Annotated in this window: 22 protein-coding genes; 5 read left to right on the top strand and 17 right to left on the bottom strand. The window is 69.6% G+C overall.

The window, feature by feature from the left end; translation table 11 throughout:
• Nucleotides 1–11: 11 nt before the first annotated feature.
• Nucleotides 12–1,025, top strand: coding sequence for a GNAT family N-acetyltransferase (locus ACQ0O7_RS14965; protein ID WP_430782647.1), 1,014 nt, complete (start codon nucleotides 12–14; stop codon nucleotides 1,023–1,025).
• Here ACQ0O7_RS14965 and ACQ0O7_RS14960 read toward each other — a convergent pair.
• Nucleotides 1,016–1,366 (bottom strand): MerR family transcriptional regulator, encoded by a 351-nt coding sequence (locus ACQ0O7_RS14960; protein WP_430782646.1) that lies wholly within the window; start codon nucleotides 1,364–1,366, stop codon nucleotides 1,016–1,018. The genes ACQ0O7_RS14965 and ACQ0O7_RS14960 overlap by 10 nt on opposite strands.
• Before the next feature lie 313 nt (nucleotides 1,367–1,679).
• Between ACQ0O7_RS14960 and ACQ0O7_RS14955 the strand changes: the two genes are divergently transcribed.
• On the top strand, nucleotides 1,680–2,732 hold the full coding sequence (locus ACQ0O7_RS14955) for a 12-oxophytodienoate reductase (protein WP_430782645.1): 1,053 nt from the start codon (nucleotides 1,680–1,682) through the stop codon (nucleotides 2,730–2,732).
• Between the two features lie 99 nt (nucleotides 2,733–2,831).
• Nucleotides 2,832–3,749, top strand: coding sequence for a serine/threonine-protein kinase (locus ACQ0O7_RS14950; RefSeq protein ID WP_430782644.1), 918 nt, complete (start codon nucleotides 2,832–2,834; stop codon nucleotides 3,747–3,749).
• Here ACQ0O7_RS14950 and ACQ0O7_RS14945 read toward each other — a convergent pair.
• Nucleotides 3,682–3,990 (bottom strand): transcriptional regulator, encoded by a 309-nt coding sequence (locus ACQ0O7_RS14945; RefSeq protein WP_430782643.1) that lies wholly within the window; start codon nucleotides 3,988–3,990, stop codon nucleotides 3,682–3,684. The genes ACQ0O7_RS14950 and ACQ0O7_RS14945 overlap by 68 nt on opposite strands.
• Entirely contained in the window at nucleotides 3,987–4,430 is a 444-nt protein-coding gene (locus tag ACQ0O7_RS14940; protein WP_430782642.1) for a hypothetical protein, read from the bottom strand. Before ACQ0O7_RS14940 ends, ACQ0O7_RS14945 begins: the two co-directional genes overlap by 4 nt.
• A gap of 206 nt (nucleotides 4,431–4,636) precedes the next feature.
• On the opposite strand from ACQ0O7_RS14940, the gene ACQ0O7_RS14935 reads away from it, so the two are divergent.
• Nucleotides 4,637–5,437 carry an intradiol ring-cleavage dioxygenase gene (locus ACQ0O7_RS14935; RefSeq protein ID WP_430782641.1) on the top strand — a complete coding sequence of 267 codons (801 nt, stop codon included), beginning with the start codon at nucleotides 4,637–4,639 and terminating at the stop codon, nucleotides 5,435–5,437.
• A gap of 56 nt (nucleotides 5,438–5,493) precedes the next feature.
• Here the strand turns inward: ACQ0O7_RS14935 and fdhA are convergent, their stop codons facing one another.
• From fdhA to ACQ0O7_RS14870, 13 genes are all read right to left on the bottom strand, one after another.
• Complete coding sequence (gene fdhA, locus ACQ0O7_RS14930; protein WP_430782640.1) at nucleotides 5,494–6,729, bottom strand: formaldehyde dehydrogenase, glutathione-independent; 1,236 nt, start codon at nucleotides 6,727–6,729, stop codon at nucleotides 5,494–5,496.
• Nucleotides 6,730–6,892: 163 nt separating this feature from the next.
• A complete protein-coding gene (locus ACQ0O7_RS14925; RefSeq protein ID WP_430782639.1) occupies nucleotides 6,893–7,318 on the bottom strand; it encodes a hypothetical protein in 426 nt (141 codons plus the stop codon).
• Between the two features lie 42 nt (nucleotides 7,319–7,360).
• Nucleotides 7,361–8,293, bottom strand: a complete 933-nt coding sequence (locus ACQ0O7_RS14920) for a PDR/VanB family oxidoreductase (protein ID WP_430782638.1) — start codon at nucleotides 8,291–8,293, stop codon at nucleotides 7,361–7,363.
• A 14-nt stretch (nucleotides 8,294–8,307) separates the two neighbouring features.
• Nucleotides 8,308–8,664, bottom strand: a complete 357-nt coding sequence (locus tag ACQ0O7_RS14915; protein ID WP_430782637.1) for a cupin domain-containing protein — start codon at nucleotides 8,662–8,664, stop codon at nucleotides 8,308–8,310.
• A gap of 366 nt (nucleotides 8,665–9,030) precedes the next feature.
• Complete coding sequence (locus tag ACQ0O7_RS14910) at nucleotides 9,031–9,669, bottom strand: hypothetical protein (RefSeq protein ID WP_430782636.1); 639 nt, start codon at nucleotides 9,667–9,669, stop codon at nucleotides 9,031–9,033.
• Nucleotides 9,670–10,231: 562 nt separating this feature from the next.
• Nucleotides 10,232–10,447: a hypothetical protein gene (locus tag ACQ0O7_RS14905; protein WP_430782635.1), complete on the bottom strand. Its 216-nt coding sequence runs from the start codon at nucleotides 10,445–10,447 to the stop codon at nucleotides 10,232–10,234.
• Between the two features lie 222 nt (nucleotides 10,448–10,669).
• Nucleotides 10,670–11,032 (bottom strand): hypothetical protein, encoded by a 363-nt coding sequence (locus ACQ0O7_RS14900; protein ID WP_430782634.1) that lies wholly within the window; start codon nucleotides 11,030–11,032, stop codon nucleotides 10,670–10,672.
• An 85-nt stretch (nucleotides 11,033–11,117) separates the two neighbouring features.
• Nucleotides 11,118–11,549: a hypothetical protein gene (locus ACQ0O7_RS14895; protein WP_430782633.1), complete on the bottom strand. Its 432-nt coding sequence runs from the start codon at nucleotides 11,547–11,549 to the stop codon at nucleotides 11,118–11,120.
• A gap of 507 nt (nucleotides 11,550–12,056) precedes the next feature.
• Complete coding sequence (locus tag ACQ0O7_RS14890; protein WP_430782632.1) at nucleotides 12,057–13,388, bottom strand: hypothetical protein; 1,332 nt, start codon at nucleotides 13,386–13,388, stop codon at nucleotides 12,057–12,059.
• A gap of 68 nt (nucleotides 13,389–13,456) precedes the next feature.
• Nucleotides 13,457–14,506, bottom strand: a complete 1,050-nt coding sequence (locus ACQ0O7_RS14885; RefSeq protein ID WP_430782631.1) for a hypothetical protein — start codon at nucleotides 14,504–14,506, stop codon at nucleotides 13,457–13,459.
• Nucleotides 14,496–15,146, bottom strand: a complete 651-nt coding sequence (locus tag ACQ0O7_RS14880) for a sugar transferase (protein WP_430782630.1) — start codon at nucleotides 15,144–15,146, stop codon at nucleotides 14,496–14,498. The genes ACQ0O7_RS14885 and ACQ0O7_RS14880 overlap by 11 nt, the downstream gene beginning before the upstream one ends.
• Nucleotides 15,147–15,157: 11 nt before the next feature.
• Nucleotides 15,158–16,414 (bottom strand): nucleotide sugar dehydrogenase, encoded by a 1,257-nt coding sequence (locus tag ACQ0O7_RS14875; RefSeq protein ID WP_430782629.1) that lies wholly within the window; start codon nucleotides 16,412–16,414, stop codon nucleotides 15,158–15,160.
• Nucleotides 16,415–16,464: 50 nt separating this feature from the next.
• Complete coding sequence (locus ACQ0O7_RS14870; RefSeq protein WP_430782628.1) at nucleotides 16,465–18,405, bottom strand: polysaccharide biosynthesis protein; 1,941 nt, start codon at nucleotides 18,403–18,405, stop codon at nucleotides 16,465–16,467.
• A gap of 382 nt (nucleotides 18,406–18,787) precedes the next feature.
• Here ACQ0O7_RS14870 and ACQ0O7_RS14865 point away from each other — a divergent pair, with 382 nt between their 5' ends.
• On the top strand, nucleotides 18,788–19,936 hold the full coding sequence (locus ACQ0O7_RS14865) for a glycosyltransferase (protein WP_430782627.1): 1,149 nt from the start codon (nucleotides 18,788–18,790) through the stop codon (nucleotides 19,934–19,936).
• On the opposite strand, the gene ACQ0O7_RS14860 is transcribed toward ACQ0O7_RS14865, so the two are convergent.
• Entirely contained in the window at nucleotides 19,851–20,432 is a 582-nt protein-coding gene (locus ACQ0O7_RS14860; protein WP_430782626.1) for a VanZ family protein, read from the bottom strand. The genes ACQ0O7_RS14865 and ACQ0O7_RS14860 overlap by 86 nt on opposite strands.
• Nucleotides 20,433–20,461 lie beyond the last annotated feature (29 nt).

Here is a 20,461-nt window from a genome sequence, read left to right as displayed (position 1 = left end):
AGGGATGACCGATGGCCGAAGGCGCCCTGTTGGAACCCGGCGATCCGGCGTGGGCGGACGCGTTACGGCGTGTCCACCACGACGTCTACCACCTGCCGTCGTACGTGGAACTCGACGCCCGCCTCTCCGGAGGCACACCTGTCGCGTTCCGGTACGACGAGATGGGTCAGGTGTTCCTGCTGCCACTGGTGTTGCGGCCGGTTCCGGGGACCGGGCTGCGGGACGCCGTCTCACCATACGGCTACCCCGGCCCGGTCAGTGACGTGCCACCCGACGACACCGGGTTCTGGGGCCGGGCGGTCCGGCACATGGCCGCCCTGCTGCGCACCCACGACGTGATCACGGTGTTCGCCCGGCTGCATCCGCTGCTGCCGGTGTCGCTGGAGTCGCTGTCGGAGTCCGGCACCGTGGTCAATCACGGCGAGACGGTCTCGGTGGACCTCACTCTCACCCCTGAGCAACTGTGGCAGGACACCCACCGCACCCACCGCAACCAGATCAACAAATCCACCCGCGCCGGTGTACGCGTGGTCTTCGACGACTGGGACCTGCTCGAACCCTGGGTGGCCACCTATCACGCCACCATGCGCCGGGTGAACGCCACCGACTTCTACTTCTTCGACCTGGACCATTTCCGGCGCCTGCGCTCCGCCCTGGGCGACAGCGTGCACCTGGCGGCGGCGGTGCGGGACGGTGAGGTGCTGGGCGGCAATCTGTTCTTCGCCTACCGCCGGATCATGCAGACCCACCTGCAGTCCACCAGGGACGGCCAGATCTGGTGGGCGGACAAGTTGCTCTACCACGAGGTACGTCTGTGGGGCCGCGCCGCCGGCAATCTCGTCCACCACATCGGCGGCGGGGTGGGCGGTTCGGACGACAGCCTGTTCCGTTACAAGGCGGCGTTCGCGGCGGGCCGGCAGGACTTCCACACGTGGCGTTCGGTCACCGACCCGATCGCTTTCGAGAAGCTGGCCGGCACCCCCACGCCCGCCCTGATGTCCGGCCGTTTCCCGCCCTACCGCTGATCCACGGCGTAGTCCCGCACCAGGCCGGCGAGGATGTCCCGGGTGCGGCGCAGCTCTTCCATCTGCGCCTCCACCCGGGTCAACTCGACCCCGAGCCGATCCGTCAGCCACGGCGTCCGCGCACTCGCGTCGGCCACGCAGGGCAGCACGTCCCGGATGGTCGCACTGGACAGCCCGGCAGCCAGCAACGTCCGGATCAGCCCCACCCGCTCCACCGCCGAGTCCGGATAGTGCCGCTGCCCACCGGCCCCCCGCTGACTCCCGAGCAGCCCTTGCTCCTCGTAGTACCGCAACGACCGCGCACTGGCCCCGGTAGCCGCACTGAGCTCCCCGATCCGCATCGCTGTCTCCCCGCTCACAACCCTTGACCCTCACACCGGTGTCAAGTCTTAGCGTTCCCCCATGCCACCCACAACCACCACCACACCCGCCACTCTCATCACCACCACACCCACCACTGCAGCCACACTCGCCACGACCGCTCCCACGCCCACCACCTCCATCACCGCACCCACATCCACAACCACCGCACCCGCACCCGCACCCGCCATCACCGCACCCGCACCCGCACCCGCACCCGCACCCGCCACGGTTACCGCTCCCACATCTGCCACCGCCGTCGCTACTTCCACACCCGCCACCACCGCTCCCGCCGTGGCAGCGTTCACCAGCGCAGCCGCTCTCGCCGCGCCGGTCTCGGTCGCCGGGCTCGACCTGCCGAACCGTCTGGTGATGGCCCCGATGACCCGCTTCCACTCGCCGGGCGGCGTGCCGACCGCCGAGGTGGCCGCCTACTACCGACGCCGGGCCGAGAACGGCGTCGGCCTGATCATCACCGAAGGCACCCTGATCGGCCATCCCACCGCCGGCCACGAGACCACCGTCCCGCGAATGACCGCCGGCACCGCCGAAGCAGGCTGGCGCCGGGTCACCGAAGCGGTCCACGCGGCAGGCGGCCGAATCGCCACCCAGCTCTGGCACCTGGGCAGCGAACGCGACCCCGCCGACGGCCTCCCCTCCTGGACCCCGTCCGGCCTGCCGACCGGCGCGCATGCCATGACCGGGGCTGACATGGGCGAGATCGTCGCCGCGTTCGCCGAGTCGGCCCGGGTGGCGGCCCGCGCGGGTTTCGACGCCGTGGAGATCCATGCGGCCCACGGTTACCTGCTGGACGAGTTCCTGTGGCCGGAGACCAACCGCCGCACCGACGCCTTCGGCGGTTCCCCGGCCCGCCGCGCCGCCTTTCCCGCCGAGATCATCCGGGCGGTTCGCGCCGAACTCCCGGCGTCCATCCCGGTGATCGTCCGCTTCTCCCAGTTCAAGGAACGCGCCTACGACGCCCGCATCGCGGACTCCCCCGATGAGCTCGCCGAGATCCTCACCGTTCTGGCCGACGCCGGCGCCGACGTCTTCCATGCCTCGCAGCGCCGCTTCTGGGAGCCGGCCTTCCCCGGCTCCCCACTGAACCTGGCCGGCTGGGCCCGGAAACTGACCGGCCGCCCCACCATCACCGTCGGCTCGGTCGGTCTGACCCGCGACGTCCCGGAGCTTCCCCGCCTGCTGTCCGGCCTGGCCGGGGGCGAATACGACCTGGTCGCCGCCGGCCGCATCCTGCTGGGCAACCCGTCCTGGGCCCGGCTGCTGCTCGAAGCCCGGCACAGTGAGATCCGCGATTACCAGAAATCCCATGAAGACCGCTACTTCTGACCGCCGGCCCCACCCGCGTTCATCTCCGCGATGGGATGGCGGACGGCGAGCGCGCGCCACGGATCCTCCACTGTGACGCCCGCGAACCAGAGTGCCCGGGTGACTTCTGCCCTGCGGGCCGAGGACCCGCCCGCACTCGGCTGCTACGAGCTGCTCGGCCGTCCGGGCGAGGGCGGGATGGGCGCTGTCTTTCTGGGCCGCGACCCGGCGGGAACACTCGTCGCCGTCAAAGTGATCAGGGCCGAGCACGCCCGTGACGAAAGCTTCCGGGCATGTTTCCGCAGCGAGCTGAACCGGGTCCGGGAGGTTCCGGCGTGCTGCACGGCAGAGATCCTGGACGCCGCCCCGGAGCACCGGACGCCGTATCGGGTAGTTGAATACGCCGCCGGCCCCCGCCTCGCCGACGTGATCGGGGAGCAGGGCCCGCTGCGCGACGGCAGCCTGCACAGCATCGCCGTCGGCATGGCCTCCGCCCTGGCGGCGATCCACAGCGCCGGCATCGTCCACCGCGATCTGAAGCCGGCCGACGTGCTGCCGGCTCTCGGTTCCCCGAAGGTGATCGACTTCGGCATCGCCAAGGCCATTGACGCGACCAGCCACCACACGCTGACGCAAAAGATGGTCGGCGCTCACTCGTACATGTCGCCGGAACGGTTCTCCGTCAACGACCCGACCCCGGCCGCGGACATCTTCGCCTGGGGTGCCGTGGTCGCGTATGCCGCGACCGGCCGCAACCCGTTCGCCGGCGACAGCCCAGCGGCCACCGCGGGCCGCATCCTCACCCAGCCCTCGAACCTGACCGGCCTGGAACCGGGTCTGCTCCGCGTCGTGGAGCGAGCCCTGTCCAAGGATCCCGCCGACCGGCCGACCGCCCGAGAACTGCTCCTGAACCTGACCTCGGTGGTCGTCCGGGACATCCGGGGCACCGCGCGCCCTGACCGGCCCGGCGCTACGGCGGAGGCGTGGTGTCCAGCGCGTTGCCCAGCATCTCCCGCAGCGCCGCGGCGTGCTCGCTGAGTGCCTGCCGCCCGGCACTGGTGAGCCGTGCGGTAGCACGCCGGCCGGTGCGCCGAACCTCCACATAGCCCGCCTCCTGCAAACTGGTGAGTTGCTTGCTCAACGCCGAGTCACTGAGGCCGGTCGCCTCACGCAGGTAGCTGAACTCCACATGCACCGCCGGCACGAGCAGCGACGCAATGGTCAGCCGGACCGGGAAGTGCAGCAGCTCGTTGAAGCCCGATGGTCGTGCGGTCGTCATGACCGCTCCCGTGGCGCCGCCGAGGCGGATTGGGCGCGGCCGACCCCGATCGCCCACACCAGCGCGCCGGCTAATCCGCTGAGAGTGGCGTCGGCGGGAACGTCATAGAGCCTGAGCACCGTGCCCACCACGATCACGACGGCCACCATGAGCGCGCCGAGAAACACGATCGGGGCCATGCGCAGGGAACGCAGCCGCAGCCGCACTCCGGTGATCCGCTCCAGGATGACGGTCGAGCCGACGGCAAGAGCCACCGCGACCACGATCAGGCCTATCGCGGCCCAGCCACCCAGGTCGCCGCTGGCCCAGATGAGCGCCATCGAGACAGCCGACCCCATCGTGTACCACACCGGGAACCGCCGTGGATTTCCCTGCCGCACGGTCTGCTCGCTGCGCCGCCGCATCTCATCGAGCGCCTTGGCAGCCTCGTCGACCTCCATGTCGAACACCCCCACGTCCCCAAAAACTTGCCTTGCAGGCAACTGTTTCCTGGGAAGAAAGATACACCAATCTTTTCCTTGGAGGCAAGAGTTGCCGATGCGGCAAGGGATGACACAGCCGATATGGCCGCACCCAGATCAACCACAGGTTATTCATAGAGTTCGATGTTTCGATGCGGTTCCCTCAACGGCAGAAGGAGGAACCCATGGAGGACAACGAAGCCCTCGTCCGCGAGGTGCACGACAAGGGCCTCGCCTACGACCTGCCCGTCATGACCCGGCGGCGGATGCTGACCGCGGTCGGCGGCGCCGGAGCCCTGGCCGTGGCAGGCGGCACCCTGCTCAACGGCACCGCGGATCCGGCCCTGGCGGCGTGCGCGGCCGAGGTCGACTCGGAGACGGCCGGCCCATACCCCGCAGACGGCTCCAACGGTCCCAACGTCCGTGTGCTCTCCGGCATCGTCCGCAGTGACATCCGATCGTCGTTCGGCACGTCGACGGCCACCGCTCCGGGCGTACCACTGCGGTTCTCCCTGACCGTCCTCAACCCGGCCTGCACGCCGACGGTGGGCGCGGCGATCTACGCCTGGCACTGCGACCGGGCCGGCGCGTACTCCCTGTACTCGTCGGGCGTCACGAACCAGAACTACCTACGCGGCATCCAGGTGACGAACTCGTCCGGCACGGTGACGTTCACCAGCATCTACCCGGGTTGTTACGCGGGCCGGTGGCCGCACATCCACTTCGAGGTCTACTCGTCGCTGGCCGCGGCCACCAGCGCGTCCGGGCTGATCAGGAAGACGTCGCAGCTCGCGCTGCCGGAATCGGTGTCCCGCATCGTCTACGCCGGCGCCGTCGGATACTCGCAGAGCGTCACCAACCTGAGCCGGATCACCCTGGCCGGTGACATGGTGTTCGGCGACGATCTGGCGGCCACCCAGATGGCCACCGTCACGGGCTCGGTCTCGGCGGGTTACGTGGCCGCGCTGACCATCACCGTGCCGTAGTGGAAGCGGGGCCGCCGCCGTTCCTCTCTCGCCGGTGGCGGCCCTCTCCGAACCGATCAGCGACGGACCGAGCCGTGCGGGTCCAGGACATACTTCCGGGCGGCGCCCTGGTCGAACTCCCGGTAGCCACGCGCGGCGTCGTCGAGTGAGATCGGCGTCGCGTTGACGTTGCGGGCGATCTGCACCCGGTCGTACAGAATCGCCATCATCAGTTGATGGTTGTACTTCATCACCGGGCACTGTCCGGTGACGAAGGAGTGCGACTTGGCCCAGCCCAGGCCGAGCCGTAGCGACAACGAGCCGACCTTGGCCGCCTCATCGACCCCGCCGGGGTCGCCTGTCACATACAGCCCTGGCACGCCGATCGCCCCGCCCGCCCGGGTGACGTCCATCAGCGAATTGAGCACCGTCGCGGGCATCTCGGTCTGCGCGTCCCGGCCGTGCCCGCGAGCCTCGAAACCGACCGCGTCGACGGCCGAGTCCACGAGTGGCTGCCCGATCGCGGGAGCCGCCCGCCCGAGGATCTGCTGGACCTGCTCGACCGGATCGCCGTGCGCCACGTTGACCGTCTCGCACCCGAAACTGCGTGCCTGCGCGAGCCGCTCGTCGTTGAGATCACCGACGATCACCACCGCGGCCCCGAGCAGGAACGCCGAGGTGGCGGCGGCCAGCCCGACCGGCCCGGCGCCGGCGATGTAGACGGTGGAACCCGTGGTCACGCCGGCGCTCACACAACCGTGATAGCCGGTCGGGAAGATGTCGCTGAGCATGGCCAGGTCGAGGATCTTCTCCAGCGCCTGGTCACGGTCGGGGAACCGGAGCAAATTCCAGTCGGCGTACGGCACCATCACGTACTCCGCCTGGCCACCGACCCAGCCGCCCATGTCCACATACCCGTACGCCGATCCCGGCCTGTCGGGGTTGACGTTGAGGCACACGCCGGTCTTGCGCTCCTTGCAGTTGCGACATCGGCCGCAGGAGATGTTGAACGGCACCGAGACGATGTCACCGACCTTGACATACTCGACGTCCCGCCCCACGTCGATCACCTCTCCGGTGATCTCGTGGCCCAGCACCAGGCCCTCGGGGGCGGTGGTGCGCCCGCGGACCATGTGCTGGTCGCTGCCACAGATGTTGCTGACGACGGTGCGCAGGATCGCGCCGTGCGGGGTGCGCCGCCCCACGTTCTCCTTGTTGACGCCGGGCCCGTCCTTGACCTCGTAGGTCGGGTACTCGATGTCACGGACCTCGACTCGTCCGGGACCCTGATAGACAACCGCTCTGTTGCCCATGGTGCCTCCTTCCGATCCCGGCCAGTCTTCACCGGGCGGTTACGTGATCAGAACCGTCAGTGTTCACGAATAACGCGGATCAAACATCGGACCGTGGTCCGATGTTTGCGGCCGGCGCCCGGGTCAGAGTGGGCGCATGACCGAATCCGCAGCAGTCACCCACTCACACCGGCGTTCGCCGTGGACCCGGGTGCCGTCGGCGAAGCCATCGGGGCAGGTCACGCCGGGGCGCGAACATTCCGACATCAGAAGCAGCGTGGTGCGCGTACCCACGGATCTGATAGCCACCCGCCATCGTCCGGTCCCGCCGCGCCCGGCGCAGCAGTGCGATCGACTCGGTGTCGATCATGCGATGCAGGCGGGCATGATGCCCCAGCGACTGCACCGCGTTGACCCTGGTCTGCGGATCGGCGGCCCGCAGCCCCCGCTTGATCCGGGGCAGCGACACCGCGGGGTCCGGATGGTTGAGCACCAGCACCAGCAGCGCCACACCGGCGTGGCGGTCACGCCGGTCCAGGGCCTCGTCCACTATCTCCGGCCGGTCGACCGCGTCGGACCAGTGGGCCATGGACCATTCGGGGGCGCTCATGACGCCAGTGTCCGCGCCCGGCCGATCAGGCCACCGGCCGGCTCACAGGTCGATCACCAGCCGAGGGCCGGCGGCGCGCGAGACGCACAGCATCATGCAGTTGTTGGCGGCCTTCTCGGTCCGGGTCAGCACGTGGTCACGGTGGTCCACCTCGCCCGCGAGCACCCGGGTGTCACAGGTGCCGCAGATGCCTTCCTCGCAGTCGCGGAGCACGTCGATGCCGGCTTCGGCGACCACCTCGAGGGCGCTGCGCGCGGCCGGCACCGTCAGCTCCAGACCCGACCGTTCCAGCCGCAGTGTGAAGGAGCCCGGCTCGGCCGTCTCCAGATCGGGGGCCTCGAAGTATTCGGCGCGCAGGCGTTCACCCAGGCCGTCGGCGTCGAGGGCCTTCTCGACGGCCTCGATCAGCGAGGCCGGCCCGCAGACGTAGACCAGCGTCTCCGGGGTGACGCCGGCAAGCAGATCGGTGATCCCGGGGCGGCCGGACAGCGCGGTCTCGTGGACCACCACCGGCTCGCCGAGCGCCCGCACCCGATCCAGGAACGGCATGCCGGCAGCACTGCGGCCGACGTAATGCAGCCGCCAGTCACGAGTGGTCCCCGCCAGTTCTTCGGCCATCGGCAGCAGTGGGGTGATGCCGACACCACCGGCGATCAGGACGACCCGCGGGGCATCCTCCAGCACGAAGTGGTTCTTGACGCCGCGCACGCTGATCCGGTCACCCGGCCGCACCACCCGGTGCACCCAGTCGGAGCCGCCCTTGCCGGCCGGGTCGTGCCGCACCGCGACGGTCAGGGACTTCCCTCCGGGTACGCCACACAGCGAGTACTGGCGGACCGACCCGTCGCCCACCACCAGATCCAGGTGCGCGCCCGGGGCCCAGTCCGGCAGTTCCGCACCGGCCGGATCGACCAGGTCGACGGTCAGCACCGACTCGGCCTCCAGGGTCAGGCCGCGCACCATCAGTTCCCGCATGCTCCGCTCCCCTGTCACGCCTTGAAGACCACGAAGACCTTGCGGAGCCGCTCGGTGACGGTCCACTCGCCCTGCCAGCCGATCGGGAAATACGCGGTCATGCCGGCGGTCACCTCGGCCGGCTCACCACCGTCCTCGGTGACGACCATCCGCCCGGCGACCACGTGGATGATCTCGCCACGGGTCAGGAACTCCCAGCGCGAGGTGCCCGGCTCGGACTCCCAGACCCCGGACACGACACGCCGGTCCTCGGTGGCGAAGTCGAGGCGGCTACGCACCGGGATGTCGCCACTGAGCGGTTCGGCACTCGGCTGTCCCAGCAGCGACTCCTTGAGATCGGCCGCTTCCACCGGACGGTTGACAGCAGTCATGAGCCCCTCCTCCGCCACACCCTCGGATCGTTGTGTCCGAAGCCCCATAGATTGGATCCCAAGATTTTAGGCATGGATCCACTTGTCCGCCATAGGGGCGTTCACATCCACCAGCCGAGGTCCGCGACCGTCAGGAGGCGCCAAGGGGCCGAAGGAAGCAGACAGGTCCGGCCGACGGGCCAGAATCGACGGCGCTGAGACCTCAGAAGGGTTGCCGGCACGACAACGACTGAACAGTCTTCGCGGCAGAGACCGGGGCGCGGGATGGTTCTGTAGGTGAGGAGTTCCAGGCTCTGGCGCGAACTCCGTGATTGATCTTGCTGACGTGGCCCCTCAACAGGCTGCCAGTCTGGGTCAGCGCCCGACTCACGGAATGCTGGCGATCAGGACAGCTCCGGCTGACGGCGTCGACGGTTCGAGGGTGGTGGGGTCGAGGCTGTGCTCGGCCGCGATGGTGGTCGCCCAGCAATCACCCCACGTCGCTGCCCAGGAGGATGCGAGGTCATCGTCCGGGTCGAGATCTTCAGGCTTTCCGGGGATGCCGAAGGCATCGAGAAGATTCCGCTCGATACCGAACGGCTCGCCGATCGCTGACTCCGGGTACTCGGCGATCCACCGCCGCAGCACAGTGCCGTGCTCAGCGATCAGCCACGCCTCGCCGTCATTCTGTTCGCTGTGAAAATACGCCTGGGCCTTGCCGAAGCGCGCACTGAGCTGCTCGCACAACCGAGTGACCCGATCGGTGCACGCAAGATATGGGAGGCCGAGCCATGCGCCGAACACCAGGACCCATCCATCCAGGGCCGGCGTCACGACGACGGTGGAGAAACGATCATCACCGCTGTGTGCGACGGCGTCCACCAGATCCACTCCGACCGACCAAGTACTCACCCGTACATCCGTCAAGCCGATCGACCGCACCACCTCCGCCTGATCCGAGGTGGACACCGCAAGCCATGACAGCCAGCAGGCATGAACTGGGATCGGGTGGTCGGCGACGTCCATGATCGCCACTGTAAGGAAGGAGTTGTTCGACAGCGTCACACAGCCGGGCAACGACTCATCGTCCGATGTCCATCACACAGTTCGCGCCAGAGCCGAGTTCCAGCGCCGCGTGTCAGCCAGTTTCAGCGCCAGCAGGACTGGCACCGAGTTCGTATCGGTGAGTTCCAGCGCCACCTGACGAATGGCCCAACGGTCCTGGTCTGGTAAGCGGGCGCCCTCACCGCAGGCGGGCGGACGACTTCTAGCCGTACGAGACGAATGACAGCGGCAGCGAAGTGCCCGGGAAGTCCTCGGGGAAAGCACTGCACTGGTACTCGGATGCGAACACCGCTACGAGGAACTCGACCAAGCCGCCGTTGAAGGCCGGCCAGTCCTCCCAGTCCCGTGCCGCGTTGACGACGATGGTCCAGTCGTCTGGTCCAGAACCCGGCGTGCGAGCCCAATAGATCGACTCGCCGTTGTCAGTCCCGGCGATCTCCAGCAGGCCTTCGGGCCGGTGAGGCGGTTGCTCGTCGTGAGCTTGATAGTAGGCCAGACGCTCGGCGCCGCTGGCCAGCTGACGTTATAGATCGATGGTGTCGCGCGGACCGTTGGGCGTGTAGACGACCAGGTAGTCGTCGAACCTTCCAGCGCCGTATGTCTCCACCAGCGCTCGATAGTCGCGTGGGAGTTGCAGTCCCAGTCGTGTCTCGATGCCGGCCCAGTCGGGACGGGCGGGTTTGTGGGCTGGAGGTGGAACCAGCGAACCGAGCCGCGCGAGCGCTTTCTGCCATGACACGCGGCGAGCTTAGATCTTGTCCGGCAGCGATGCGGGAGGACCACATGCAGAAGGACCGTGCGCGGGAGGACCACAGATTCATCTGCGGCACCACCGCCTGCGCCGTACGAACATTCGTGGAGCAGGCCGACGGCGTGACCCGCCGCCGGTTGCGCAGCTCAGACGGCTTACGGCAGACACTTACGGCGATCGGTCTGGCGCTTGCCGGCCGGGCCGGGGCACTCAGGCGAGGTCACGGGCAGTCCGGCCATCGACTTCGTGCTCCGGACGAAGGATCACCCATCCAAGATCCTGGTCGACCAGTGCGGCCGCCAGCCTTTTCAGCACCTGTAACGGATGAACGGCGTCAGGCTCGACTTCAACGTCAAGATTCCATCCGGTCTCGCCGCTACCCGCACCCGTCACCTCGCCGTCGGCTCCGAGAACATCGATGAGTACGTCCTCCACATCATCTCGATCGATGTCGTCCGGTAATGGGCCCCGTCCAATGACCTCGATAAACATGCGGATGATCGTGACCCCGCCCGATCTCACCGACTCCACGCTTGATGCGCCAGAACCTCGTCCTTCCACCGACATGATCACGCGGGAGAGGCTGGGCTTGGGAAAGGGACGTCCCCGGCCGCGGCAGGCCGGGGACGTAGGGCGGGCGAAGGGTGCTTGCCGGCGGCTAGACGAAGACGCCGCCGATCGTGGGGGCCGGTTCGGCCCTGGACAGGTTCAGCCGGGTGCGGTCGGGCTCCCGAGGGATGGGGGCCGAGCCCGCGCCGGTGATCGGGCGTGGGCGGCGCGGCAGCACGTTGCCGGCGCTACCGCCTCGGCCCGGATAGATCAGCAGGCCGTTCACCGGGTCGGGAACCGCGTCCAAAGCGGCCTGGACCGCGGGCAGCGCGCGGAAAGCCATCCACGCCGACTCGTCGGTGAAAGCCATCTCGAACAGGATCCCCCAATGGAAGACCTGCCAATTCCAGTCACGGGCACCGTGGGACACGGCGGCGGAGACGACGACCTCCTGGTACGAATCCCGCCATCGAGCAGCGGACGAGCGCGTCGCGTCGAGAACCTCGATCGACCACCACTGCGATTCCACATCGACCACCATCCCAGCTCCTGGGTGCCCCGATGCTACTGCCGCCTGGTGATCGACTGGACGTTTGCGGCACATCCACTGAGGAAGTTGGCATCATCCGGACGCCGGCGGGCCGCCCTCGAAACACGCACGGGAAGAGGTTGTGGGACCTGGCGACACGAAGGTCGGACCTGAGCAAGCCGCAGGCTTCGAGTCCGGCACACGACTGAGACCGACGGCTGCGGGCGCGGGAGCGGGCGGGGGCGCGGGTCAACGATCCAAGACCTGGGCCGTGGACGTGGGCGCAGGCCGGAGGCGTGAACGCGGCTGGCGTGGACCAGACGAGAGGACGGACAGCGCGAGACGAGGACATCCGCAACAAAGACAAAGACGTGCGCAGCACGAGACAAGGACATGCGCAGCGTGGGATGAGGGCGTGCGCAGCGTGGGACAAGGGGACGTGCGCAACGTGAGACGAGGGGACGTGCGCGGGGTGGGACGAGGGGAGGTGCGCAGCGTGGGGCGTGAGGGTGTGGGTGGTTAGGCGGCGGTGGCATCCGAAGGTGCTGCGGGGAGGGCCGCGTGTCTTCGGGTGGGGAGGGGGCGGGGGCGGCGTATGCCGGACGGGCTGGTGGACGGGGTTCGGGCGGCCGGCAGCTGGGGGCCCGCCCAGGCTGGGACAGCGCCGGGGGCGGTGAGGGTGCGGTCCGGTGGGACCCATAGTGGCTGTGGGGTCACCGGGGAACCCCACCACAGGATCGTGCCGTAACCGCGGACCAGCGGGGGCTGCAACGCCGGCCAATACGACTCGGCGGGGATGGCCAGGCGCCAGGCCTCCACCGTGAGCAGCGGAACCAGGGCGCCGGCCCGTGGGGGCGGCACGGCGATGGCGGACCCGGGGCCGGAACCGCCGAAGCCGGCGCCGGCCCCGGTGAGAGCGCCGGCGGGGCTCCCGGCGCCGGTGAGGCCGCTGGGGGCGGTGCTGCCGGAGGCTGCGGGGACGGTGCTGCCGGAGGCGGCGGGGACGGCTGTCTCGCCGGCGGGGGCCACCGCGGCGGGGGCGGAGGCCAGGACTATCGCGGAGCTCACGGTCACCACGCCGGCGGTCAGGGCGGCCCATTCCCAGCCGGGGCGGATCGTGTCGCCCACCAGGGTCAGGGCGATGATGGACGGCAGCACCACCTCGCCCGTCCAGTGGACGGCGGTGATGCGGCCCACCTCACCGCCCTGGAGGGCGCTGGCGTAGAGGAGCATGCCGGTGCCGGCGAAGGCGATCATCGTCCACAGCACCGGCTCGGTGACGACCGCGACCACCGCGGTGCCGAACTGGGCCATCTCGTCGGCCGGGAATTGCAGGGCCCGGCCGGAGATGGCCGCGCCGCCCAGGGAGAAACCGCCGGTGAGGGCGATCAGGCCGGGGCGGCCCAGGCGGACCGCGCCGTAACCGAGCATCCACAGGCCCAGCAGGGCGCCGATCAGGCTCAGCCGGACCTGCGCGGACGGCAGCATCTCGTGTTGTTCGCCGGCGGAGAGGGCCAGCACCCCGAGGGCGCAGGTGGTGGCGACGATGGCGACCACGTCGCGGTGGCGGAGGCGGGAGCCGAGGAACAGCCAGGCGGCGACCGCGGTGACCGCCAGTGAGCTGGCCAGGATCGACTCGACGACGTAGACGGCCAGGTGCTGGAGGGCGATGACCGCCCCGACCCAGGCGACGATGTCGAAGACGATGCCGATCAGGTAGAGCGGATGCCCGAGGGTGCTGGCCGTGCTGTGACTGCGTTTGGCCCCGATGGCCTGAAGGATCGAGCCGGTCGCGTAGCTGAAGGCGCCGAACACCGCGATCCCCAGCGCGAACCAGTTGTCAGAGGTCACCGCCCACCTCCCCGCAAGATCACGGCCCACCCGAGCGAGATCACGCTAGGTCGATCCGCCGGTCACGCTCAGATCATAGAACCCATCGATGATCCTTTCGACCCGCTTCTCACCGCTTCGGCGATCCGGCGCAGGTCGGCGGGGCCGCAGCGGTGGTCGACGGGCAGGGTCAGCGTCCGGTCGGCGAGGTCGGCGGCGAGCGGGTCGCCACTCCAGAACCCGGTCCGGTCCTGCCGCCAGTGCACCGGCGCGAAGATGCCCTGAGCTGCGAGATGACCCAGAAGCGCATCCCTCGACGACGAGGACGGGAGCAGCAGTTGTACGCGGAAACCGCCGGCTTTCACCCCGAGCGCCGCCGCCACCTCGGCCGAGTACAGGGCGCTCGACGACCGTACCCCGGAAATGTCCAGAATCGGCAGTGACGCCGCGGTGACCGCACTCGCGGGCCCGGCACTGCCCAGCAGTCGCTGTTCGCCCTGCTGCTGCAATTCCCGGAACCGCTGTCTCGGCACCGGCCGCCCCTCCCGCCACGCCCCTTTGAGCAGCATCGCGGCCAGTTTCAGGGCGGCCCCGTCGGAGGCCGGCCCGGCCGGTTCGGGCAGGTCCAGCCCGCGCGGCGACCAGAGCAAGCCGCCGTCGGGGAGGGGAAGGGTCTTGCGCAGCGAGGCGACCACATAGGACGCGGTGCTGGAGCAGGCCCACGAGCTGAACGGGTCGTGCGAGTGGTCCTCGATCACCGCGACCCGGGGGTGGGCGAGCATCCAGTCGTCCCAGACGGTGCCGTCCTCGGCGCCGAACAGGTTCTGGGAGAGGACCACGTCGCCGTCGGCGACGTGCAGCGTGGTCAGGTCGGGGCCGCCGGGCAGATGCCGGTACCAGGAGATCGGCATCCGCTGGGCGAGGAATTCGGCGACACCCATGCAGTAGTACGAGGGAACGTGCAGTGTCCCGGCGGGCGCGAGCATGCTCAGCAGGGAGCTGAGCGCCCCGGCCGCGGTGGCGAACAGTGACCGCCGCAGCGGGACCCAGCCGGGCAGGCCGCCCCGCTCATCGCTGAGCAGGACGGCCGGGTCCCAGTGGAACTCGGAGCCGATCTCCGGTGGGAGGTCAGGCGGCACGGGTGATCTCTTCCGAGGCGGGGGCGGCCGCGCGGGTGATGTTGTGGGTGTCCACGTGCACCGGCGGTTCGCCCCGGTTGACCGTGATCGCGGTGCGCACCAGGATCTTCAGGTCGAGCAGCGGCGACCAGTTGTCCACGTACCACCGGTCCAGAATGAACCGGGCCGGCCAGTCGATGTCGTCCCGTCCGTTGATCTGCGCCCACCCGGTGATGCCGGGCTTCACTTCGAGGCGGCGGGCGTCCTCCGGCGAGTAGCAGGCCACCTGCGGCAGCACGTCGGGGCGCGGGCCGACCAGGTTCATCTGCCCGAACAGCACGTTGAACAGCTGGGGCAGCTCGTCGAGGCTGGTGCGGCGCAGGAACCGGCCGCACCGGGTGATCCGCGGATCGTTCTCGACCAGGCCGAACGGGTCGTCGATGCCGAGCTGCGCGCTGAGGGCCACCGAGTTGTGCACCATCGAGCGGAACTTGAGCATCCGGAACGGGACGCCGTCCCGGCCGGCCCGGTCCTGGACGAACAGGACACCCTTGCCGTCGGCGATCCGGATCCAGGCGGCCACCACCAGGATCACCGGGGACAGTAGAAGGAGCATGAGCAGAGCGGTCAGCCGGTTGAGGCCGTTCCAGACAGAGCGCACAGTGACCTTCCCTACAGAGACTCGACGTTCGGCCCGGCGATGCGGCGCCGGGTGTCCAGCACGTACGGGGCGTGCGCGAGGACCAGGTCCAGGTCGAACTCGTCGTGGTCGGCGAGCAGCACGACCGCGTCGGCGGCGGCGACCTGTTCGGGGGTGAGCGCGACCATCGCGACCCGGCTGTCCACGTGGGCGTCCTCGACCACGTGCGGGTCGGCGGCACGGACCTCGGCGCCCATGTCCAGCAGCAGGGAGGCGACGCGGCGGGCCGGCGATTCCCGGGCGTCACCGCTGTTCTTCTTGTACGCCAGCCCGAGCAGCAGCACGGTGGACCCGTTGACCGCCTTGCGACGCTGGTTGAGGGCGGCCACCAGACGCCGTACCACGTAGTCGGGCATGTGGTTGTTGATGTCGTTGGCCAGTTCGACGAAGCGGAAGCTCTGCCCGAGGGTGCGCTGGACCCGCCAGGACAGGTAGGACGGGTCGATCGGCAGGCAGTGGCCGCCGACCCCGGGTCCGGGCACGAACCGCATGTAACCGAACGGCTTGGAGGACGCCGCGTTGATCGCCTCCCAGACGTCGATGCCGAGGTCGTGGGCGTACACCGCGAGCTCGTTGACCAGCGCGATGTTGACGTGCCGGAAGGTGTTCTCGAGCAGTTTGGCCAGCTCGGCGACCTTGGGATCGGAGACCGGCACGGTACGGTCCACCACCGACGCGTAGAAGCCCTGCACCGCGGTCAGCGACGCCGGGTTCACCCCGGACACCACCTTGGGTGTGGTGACCAGGTTGAACTCGCGGTTGCCCGGGTCGATCCGCTCGGGGCTGTAGCCGAGGTGGAAGTCGACGCCGGAGATCAGCCCGGAGCCCTCCTCCAGCAGCGGCCCGACCAGCTCGGTGGTGGTGCCCGGATAGGTGGTCGACTCCAGCGCGACGGTGGCGCCGGGGCGCAGGTAGCGGGCCAGGATCCGGGCCGAGTCCTCGATGTAGCTGAGGTCGGGGGTGCCCTCCCGCAGCGGGGTGGGGACGGCGATCACCGCGACGTCGAAGCCGGCGCAGGAGCGCGGGTCGGACGACGGCTGGAACGAGCCGTTGGCCAGCACCCGTTGCAGCGACTCGGAGGACACGTCGTCGACGTACGACTCACCGGCGGCGAGCCGCTTGATCCGCTCGTCGTCGACGTCGAAGCCGACGACGGTGTGCCCGACCTCGGCGGCGCGGACCGCGAGCGGCAGCCCCACGTAGCCCTGACCGGCGATGACGACCCGCATGGGGACTCTCTCCTCTGTTCTTTTCGGGGTTCGGGCCTTGCGCCTGCTCTTCATGAACGCCGGGCCGGTTCGGTGGCCCGCCGCGGCTGCACGGTGATGACCGGGTGCGGTTTCTTCGGCAGGGCCGGGCTGGCGGACAGCCAGTGCAGGACCGCGATCAGCTCCTCACGCTGGGCGGACGCGTCGAGCAGGGACAGCACCGCGCCGTCCAGCGGCGGGACCGGGGCCTGGGAGATCAGCGGGTGGTTCGGCCGGTGGTCCGGCTCGTCCGGCCCGAGCAGCACCTCGGCGAGTTTCTCGGCCGGACGCAGTCCGGTGTAGACGATCTGGATGTGCTGGTCGGCGGCGTCGGCGATGCGTTTGGCCACGTCAGCGATGCGGACCGGCTCGCCCATGTCGAGGATCAGCACCTCGCCCTTGCTCTCCAGCGCGCCGGCCTGGATCACCAGCCGGACCGCCTCCTGCACGGTCATGAAGTAGCGGGTGACGTCCGGGTGGGTGACGGTGATCGGGCCGCCGGCCTCGACCTGGGCGGTGAAGGCGGTGAGCACCGAGCCGCGCGAGCCGAGCACGTTGCCGAACCGGACCGAGCAGTACGTGCCGGTCGCGGTGGCGTCGGCGGCCGCGGTCAGCCGCTCGGTGATCCGCTTGGAGTAGCCGAGCACGCTGCACGGGTCGGCGGCCTTGTCGGTGGAGATGTTCACCAGCCGGTCGACGTTGTGCTTCATCGCGGTCTGCAGGATCTGGTACGTGCCGATGATGTTGGTCTTCAACGCCTCGGACGGGTGCATCTCCAGCAGCGGCAGGTGTTTGAGCGCGGCCGCGTGGAACACCACGTGCGGTTTGTGCTCGGCGAAGACCTCGTCCAGACGCTGCAGGTCACGGATGTCGGCGACGACCAGATTGCGGTCGTCCAGCTGACCCCGGCCATCGAGCGACAGTTGTACGGCGTGCAGCCCCGACTCGTCCCGGTCCAGCATGATCAGCTTGGCCGGGTTGAACCGGGCCACCTGACGGCACAGCTCCGAGCCGATCGACCCGCCCGCCCCGGTGACCAGCACCCGGCGGCCCTCCAGGTATCCGGCGACCGCGGCCAGGTCGATGCCGACCTCCCGGCGCCCGAGCAGGTCGGCGTGGCTGACCGGCCGGATGTCCTCGACCCGGACGGTGCGGCCGAACAGCTCCACCACCGGTGGGACCACTTTGAGGTCCACGTTGAGCGGCTGGGCCATCTCGGTGAGCGCCCGGATCAGGTCGGCGCTGGCGCTGGGGATGGCGATCACCACGGCGTCGGCGCTGAACCGGCGGACCACGGCGGCCATGTCGTCACGGGTGCCGCGGACCGGCACGCCCATCACGTGCAGGGTGCGTTTGGCCGGGTCGTCGTCGAGGAGCGCGACCGGCACGTACGGGCTGCGCGGGCTGCGGAGCATGGCCCGGATCACCTGGGTGGCGCCCTCGCCGGCGCCCATCACCACGACCCGGATGCCGTCCTCGGGGGACGGGCGCAGCCGGCTGTCCTGCAGCAGCCGCACGGTGTACCGGACGCCGGCGGTGAGGACCAGCGCGATCAGCCCGGCGGCGATGATGGCCGAGCGGGGCACCAGCCGGCCGAGCAGGGTGTCCAGCAGGAGCAGGGTGGGCATGGTGACCGCGGCGGTCTTCACCAGCGCGGCGATCTCCTCGAAGCTGCCGTACGACCAGCGGCCGGTGTAGATCCCGAAGGGGATGCCGGCGGCGGTGTGCACCAGGGCGGCGACCGCGGAGAGCGCCACCAGGCCGGTGTAGTCGACTTCGTCGAGGTGGCCGTCGTGGCGCAGCAGTGTCGCGATCAGCAGGGCGGTGGCGAGTGCCACCGCGTCGGTGGCCGCGCGCAGGGCACGGCCGGGCAGGGGCCGGCGGTACCACGGAACCGGGTGTCGTCCCGGTCCGCGCCACTCGCCGGGAGTCGCGTCGGCGCTGTCGCCGGACGCTCGTCGCGGTGCCTGCATGGATTCCCCCTCGTACGCGGTCGCCCGCGGATCCTCAAGGTCTTGTTCGAGTCGGCGAAAATGAGCGCGCGCAAATGCATTTCCGGACAGTGAAATGCGGGGCGCCGAGCCTTTGCAAAATTAGACTTGCAGCACCGGGGGGTGGTTTACAGTAGCAATTGTCATACGCTACGTGAAAAAGATTCGCATTCACTGATCGGCACTTTTCACGGATACTTTCGGGCGCGCTCAGCTGGCCATTCGGCGGAGCATGTCATGCCAACGGCGAGGAGCTTTCACTTTAGGCGTGACATCTGCGACTTCCGTTGCGACGCGCTTTCCGGCAGCGTCTTCGGTGCGGGAATGGCAAGCGTTCTGTCGAGAATGCGACCGGGGGACACAGATGAGGGTGCTGCACGTCATCGGCACGCTGGAGCCGCAGGCCGGGCACCAGCTGCGGTCGCTGGTGCGCCGGCTGCCGTACCACAGTGAGATCGTCTCGCTGTCACACGGCGGCGTCGTGCCGGACGGGGTGCCGGTGCACCGGGTGGTCGGCGGCGGTGAACACGACCCGGCGGTGGTCCGGCACCTGCGGCAGCTGATCCGGGCCGGCCGCTACGACCTGGTGCACACCCACCTCTACCGGGCCAACGTGCAGGGCCGGATCGCCGCCCGGCTGGCCGGGGTGCCGCACGTGATCGCCACCGAGCACCGGCTCGGCCCCGGCGTGCACGCGCTCTACCTGGCCGCCGAACGGCTCGGCGAGGTGACCGTGGCCGGCTCCGAGGCGATCGCCGCCCGGCTGCGTTCCAGCGGGGTGCCGCAGCGGCGCATCGTCATCATCCCCAAGGCGATCGACGCCCGCGAGTTCCGGTTCGACCCGGAGCTGCGCGCCACCACCCGGTCGTGGCTGGGCGTGGAGCCGGGCGTACCGCTGATCGGCGGGGTCGGCCGGCTCGACCCGGACAAGCGTTTCGACCTGCTGATCCGGGCGATCACCGAGGTGCCCGGCGCGGTGCTGGCGCTGACCGGCGACGGCCCGGCCCGCGCCGACCTGGAACGGCTCGCGGTGATCGAGGGGGTGGCCGACCGGGTGCTGTTCACCGGGGCGCTGGCCGAACCGCTCGCGATGTACTGCGCGATGGACGTGTTCGCCTCACCCGGCCACGGCTCGTTCGGGCTGGCCGGGCTGGAGGCGGCGGCGGCCGGGCTGCCGGTGGTCTACGGGTCGTGCGTGCCGTTCGAGGAGCGGGCCGCAGCCCGGGATCCGGTCCCCGGCACCCACCGGCTGTCCCAGGACCGGGAGTCGCTGCCCCGGTCGCTGCGCACCGAGCTGCTGTGCCTGGCCGAGCGGGGCGGCGCGCGGTTGCCGGCCAGATCCGCGGGCGTACGGTACGACGCCGCGCATCTGGCCGCCTCGGTCGGCAGCCTCTACGAGCGGATCTCGGCCCGGCCCGGCCGGCGGATCATCGGACCGCTGCTGGCGTACCGTGGGCGGTTCGGGCGAAAGAACAGCTTTCCACTACCCGGCGGAAGCGTCCGGAACGCATGAGCCGCCGCAGCAGCAGGAAGCCCAGCCAGGCCCCGAGCGTGTTGGACATCAGGTCGTTCACGTCCGCCCACCGGTTGCCGTCCAGGGTGAACAGCAGGATCAGCTGCGTCGACTCGATGGCCAGGCTGAGCAGGAACCCGATCCGCACCACCCGCCGCTCGGACCGCACCCCGAACACCAGGTAGAGCACGGTGGCCAGGGGCAACGTCATGATCGTGTTGAGCACGAAGTCGAGCGGCCGCATCTCCAGGATCGGCAGGAAGAGGAACCGCTCCAGGTCCGGCCCGCCGGTCTCCGGACCCCAGCCCAGATGCATCGGCAGCATGGTGGCGCCGAGGACGGCCACCGCGTACCACCCGGCGAACCAGCCGACCAGCAACCGGGGCACGCTCAGCAGTCCCCGCCGGCGCAGCAGCACGGCGAAGACGATCATGAGTGTGACACCCAGCGGCAGCATGACGGGTAGCGCCGGGATCTCGATCTGGTGGGCCGTCATCCGTTCCCAAACTAGGTTCTGTGTGGCGG

The organism is Actinoplanes sp. G11-F43 (assembly GCF_050589265.1).
Lineage (GTDB): Bacteria > Actinomycetota > Actinomycetes > Mycobacteriales > Micromonosporaceae > Actinoplanes.
This window is presented reverse-complemented; position numbering and strand designations above follow the sequence as displayed.

Excerpts from the sequence above, each read along its gene's own strand:
- ACQ0O7_RS14895 (WP_430782633.1), bottom strand. The coding sequence starts at position 11,549 with ATGGTGGTCGATGTGGAATCGCAGTGGTGGTCGATCGAGGTTCTCGAC.
- ACQ0O7_RS14920 (WP_430782638.1), bottom strand. The coding sequence starts at position 8,293 with ATGCGGGAACTGATGGTGCGCGGCCTGACCCTGGAGGCCGAGTCGGTG.
- ACQ0O7_RS14860 (WP_430782626.1), bottom strand. The coding sequence starts at position 20,432 with ATGACGGCCCACCAGATCGAGATCCCGGCGCTACCCGTCATGCTGCCG.
- ACQ0O7_RS14965 (WP_430782647.1), top strand. The coding sequence starts at position 12 with ATGGCCGAAGGCGCCCTGTTGGAACCCGGCGATCCGGCGTGGGCGGAC.
- fdhA (WP_430782640.1), bottom strand. The coding sequence starts at position 6,729 with ATGGGCAACAGAGCGGTTGTCTATCAGGGTCCCGGACGAGTCGAGGTC.
- ACQ0O7_RS14925 (WP_430782639.1), bottom strand. The coding sequence starts at position 7,318 with ATGAGCGCCCCCGAATGGTCCATGGCCCACTGGTCCGACGCGGTCGAC.
- ACQ0O7_RS14875 (WP_430782629.1), bottom strand. The coding sequence starts at position 16,414 with ATGCGGGTCGTCATCGCCGGTCAGGGCTACGTGGGGCTGCCGCTCGCG.
- ACQ0O7_RS14940 (WP_430782642.1), bottom strand. The coding sequence starts at position 4,430 with ATGGAGGTCGACGAGGCTGCCAAGGCGCTCGATGAGATGCGGCGGCGC.
- ACQ0O7_RS14945 (WP_430782643.1), bottom strand. The coding sequence starts at position 3,990 with ATGACGACCGCACGACCATCGGGCTTCAACGAGCTGCTGCACTTCCCG.
- ACQ0O7_RS14910 (WP_430782636.1), bottom strand. The coding sequence starts at position 9,669 with ATGGACGTCGCCGACCACCCGATCCCAGTTCATGCCTGCTGGCTGTCA.
- ACQ0O7_RS14870 (WP_430782628.1), bottom strand. The coding sequence starts at position 18,405 with ATGCAGGCACCGCGACGAGCGTCCGGCGACAGCGCCGACGCGACTCCC.
- ACQ0O7_RS14960 (WP_430782646.1), bottom strand. The coding sequence starts at position 1,366 with ATGCGGATCGGGGAGCTCAGTGCGGCTACCGGGGCCAGTGCGCGGTCG.
- ACQ0O7_RS14935 (WP_430782641.1), top strand. The coding sequence starts at position 4,637 with ATGGAGGACAACGAAGCCCTCGTCCGCGAGGTGCACGACAAGGGCCTC.
- ACQ0O7_RS14915 (WP_430782637.1), bottom strand. The coding sequence starts at position 8,664 with ATGACTGCTGTCAACCGTCCGGTGGAAGCGGCCGATCTCAAGGAGTCG.
- ACQ0O7_RS14865 (WP_430782627.1), top strand. The coding sequence starts at position 18,788 with ATGAGGGTGCTGCACGTCATCGGCACGCTGGAGCCGCAGGCCGGGCAC.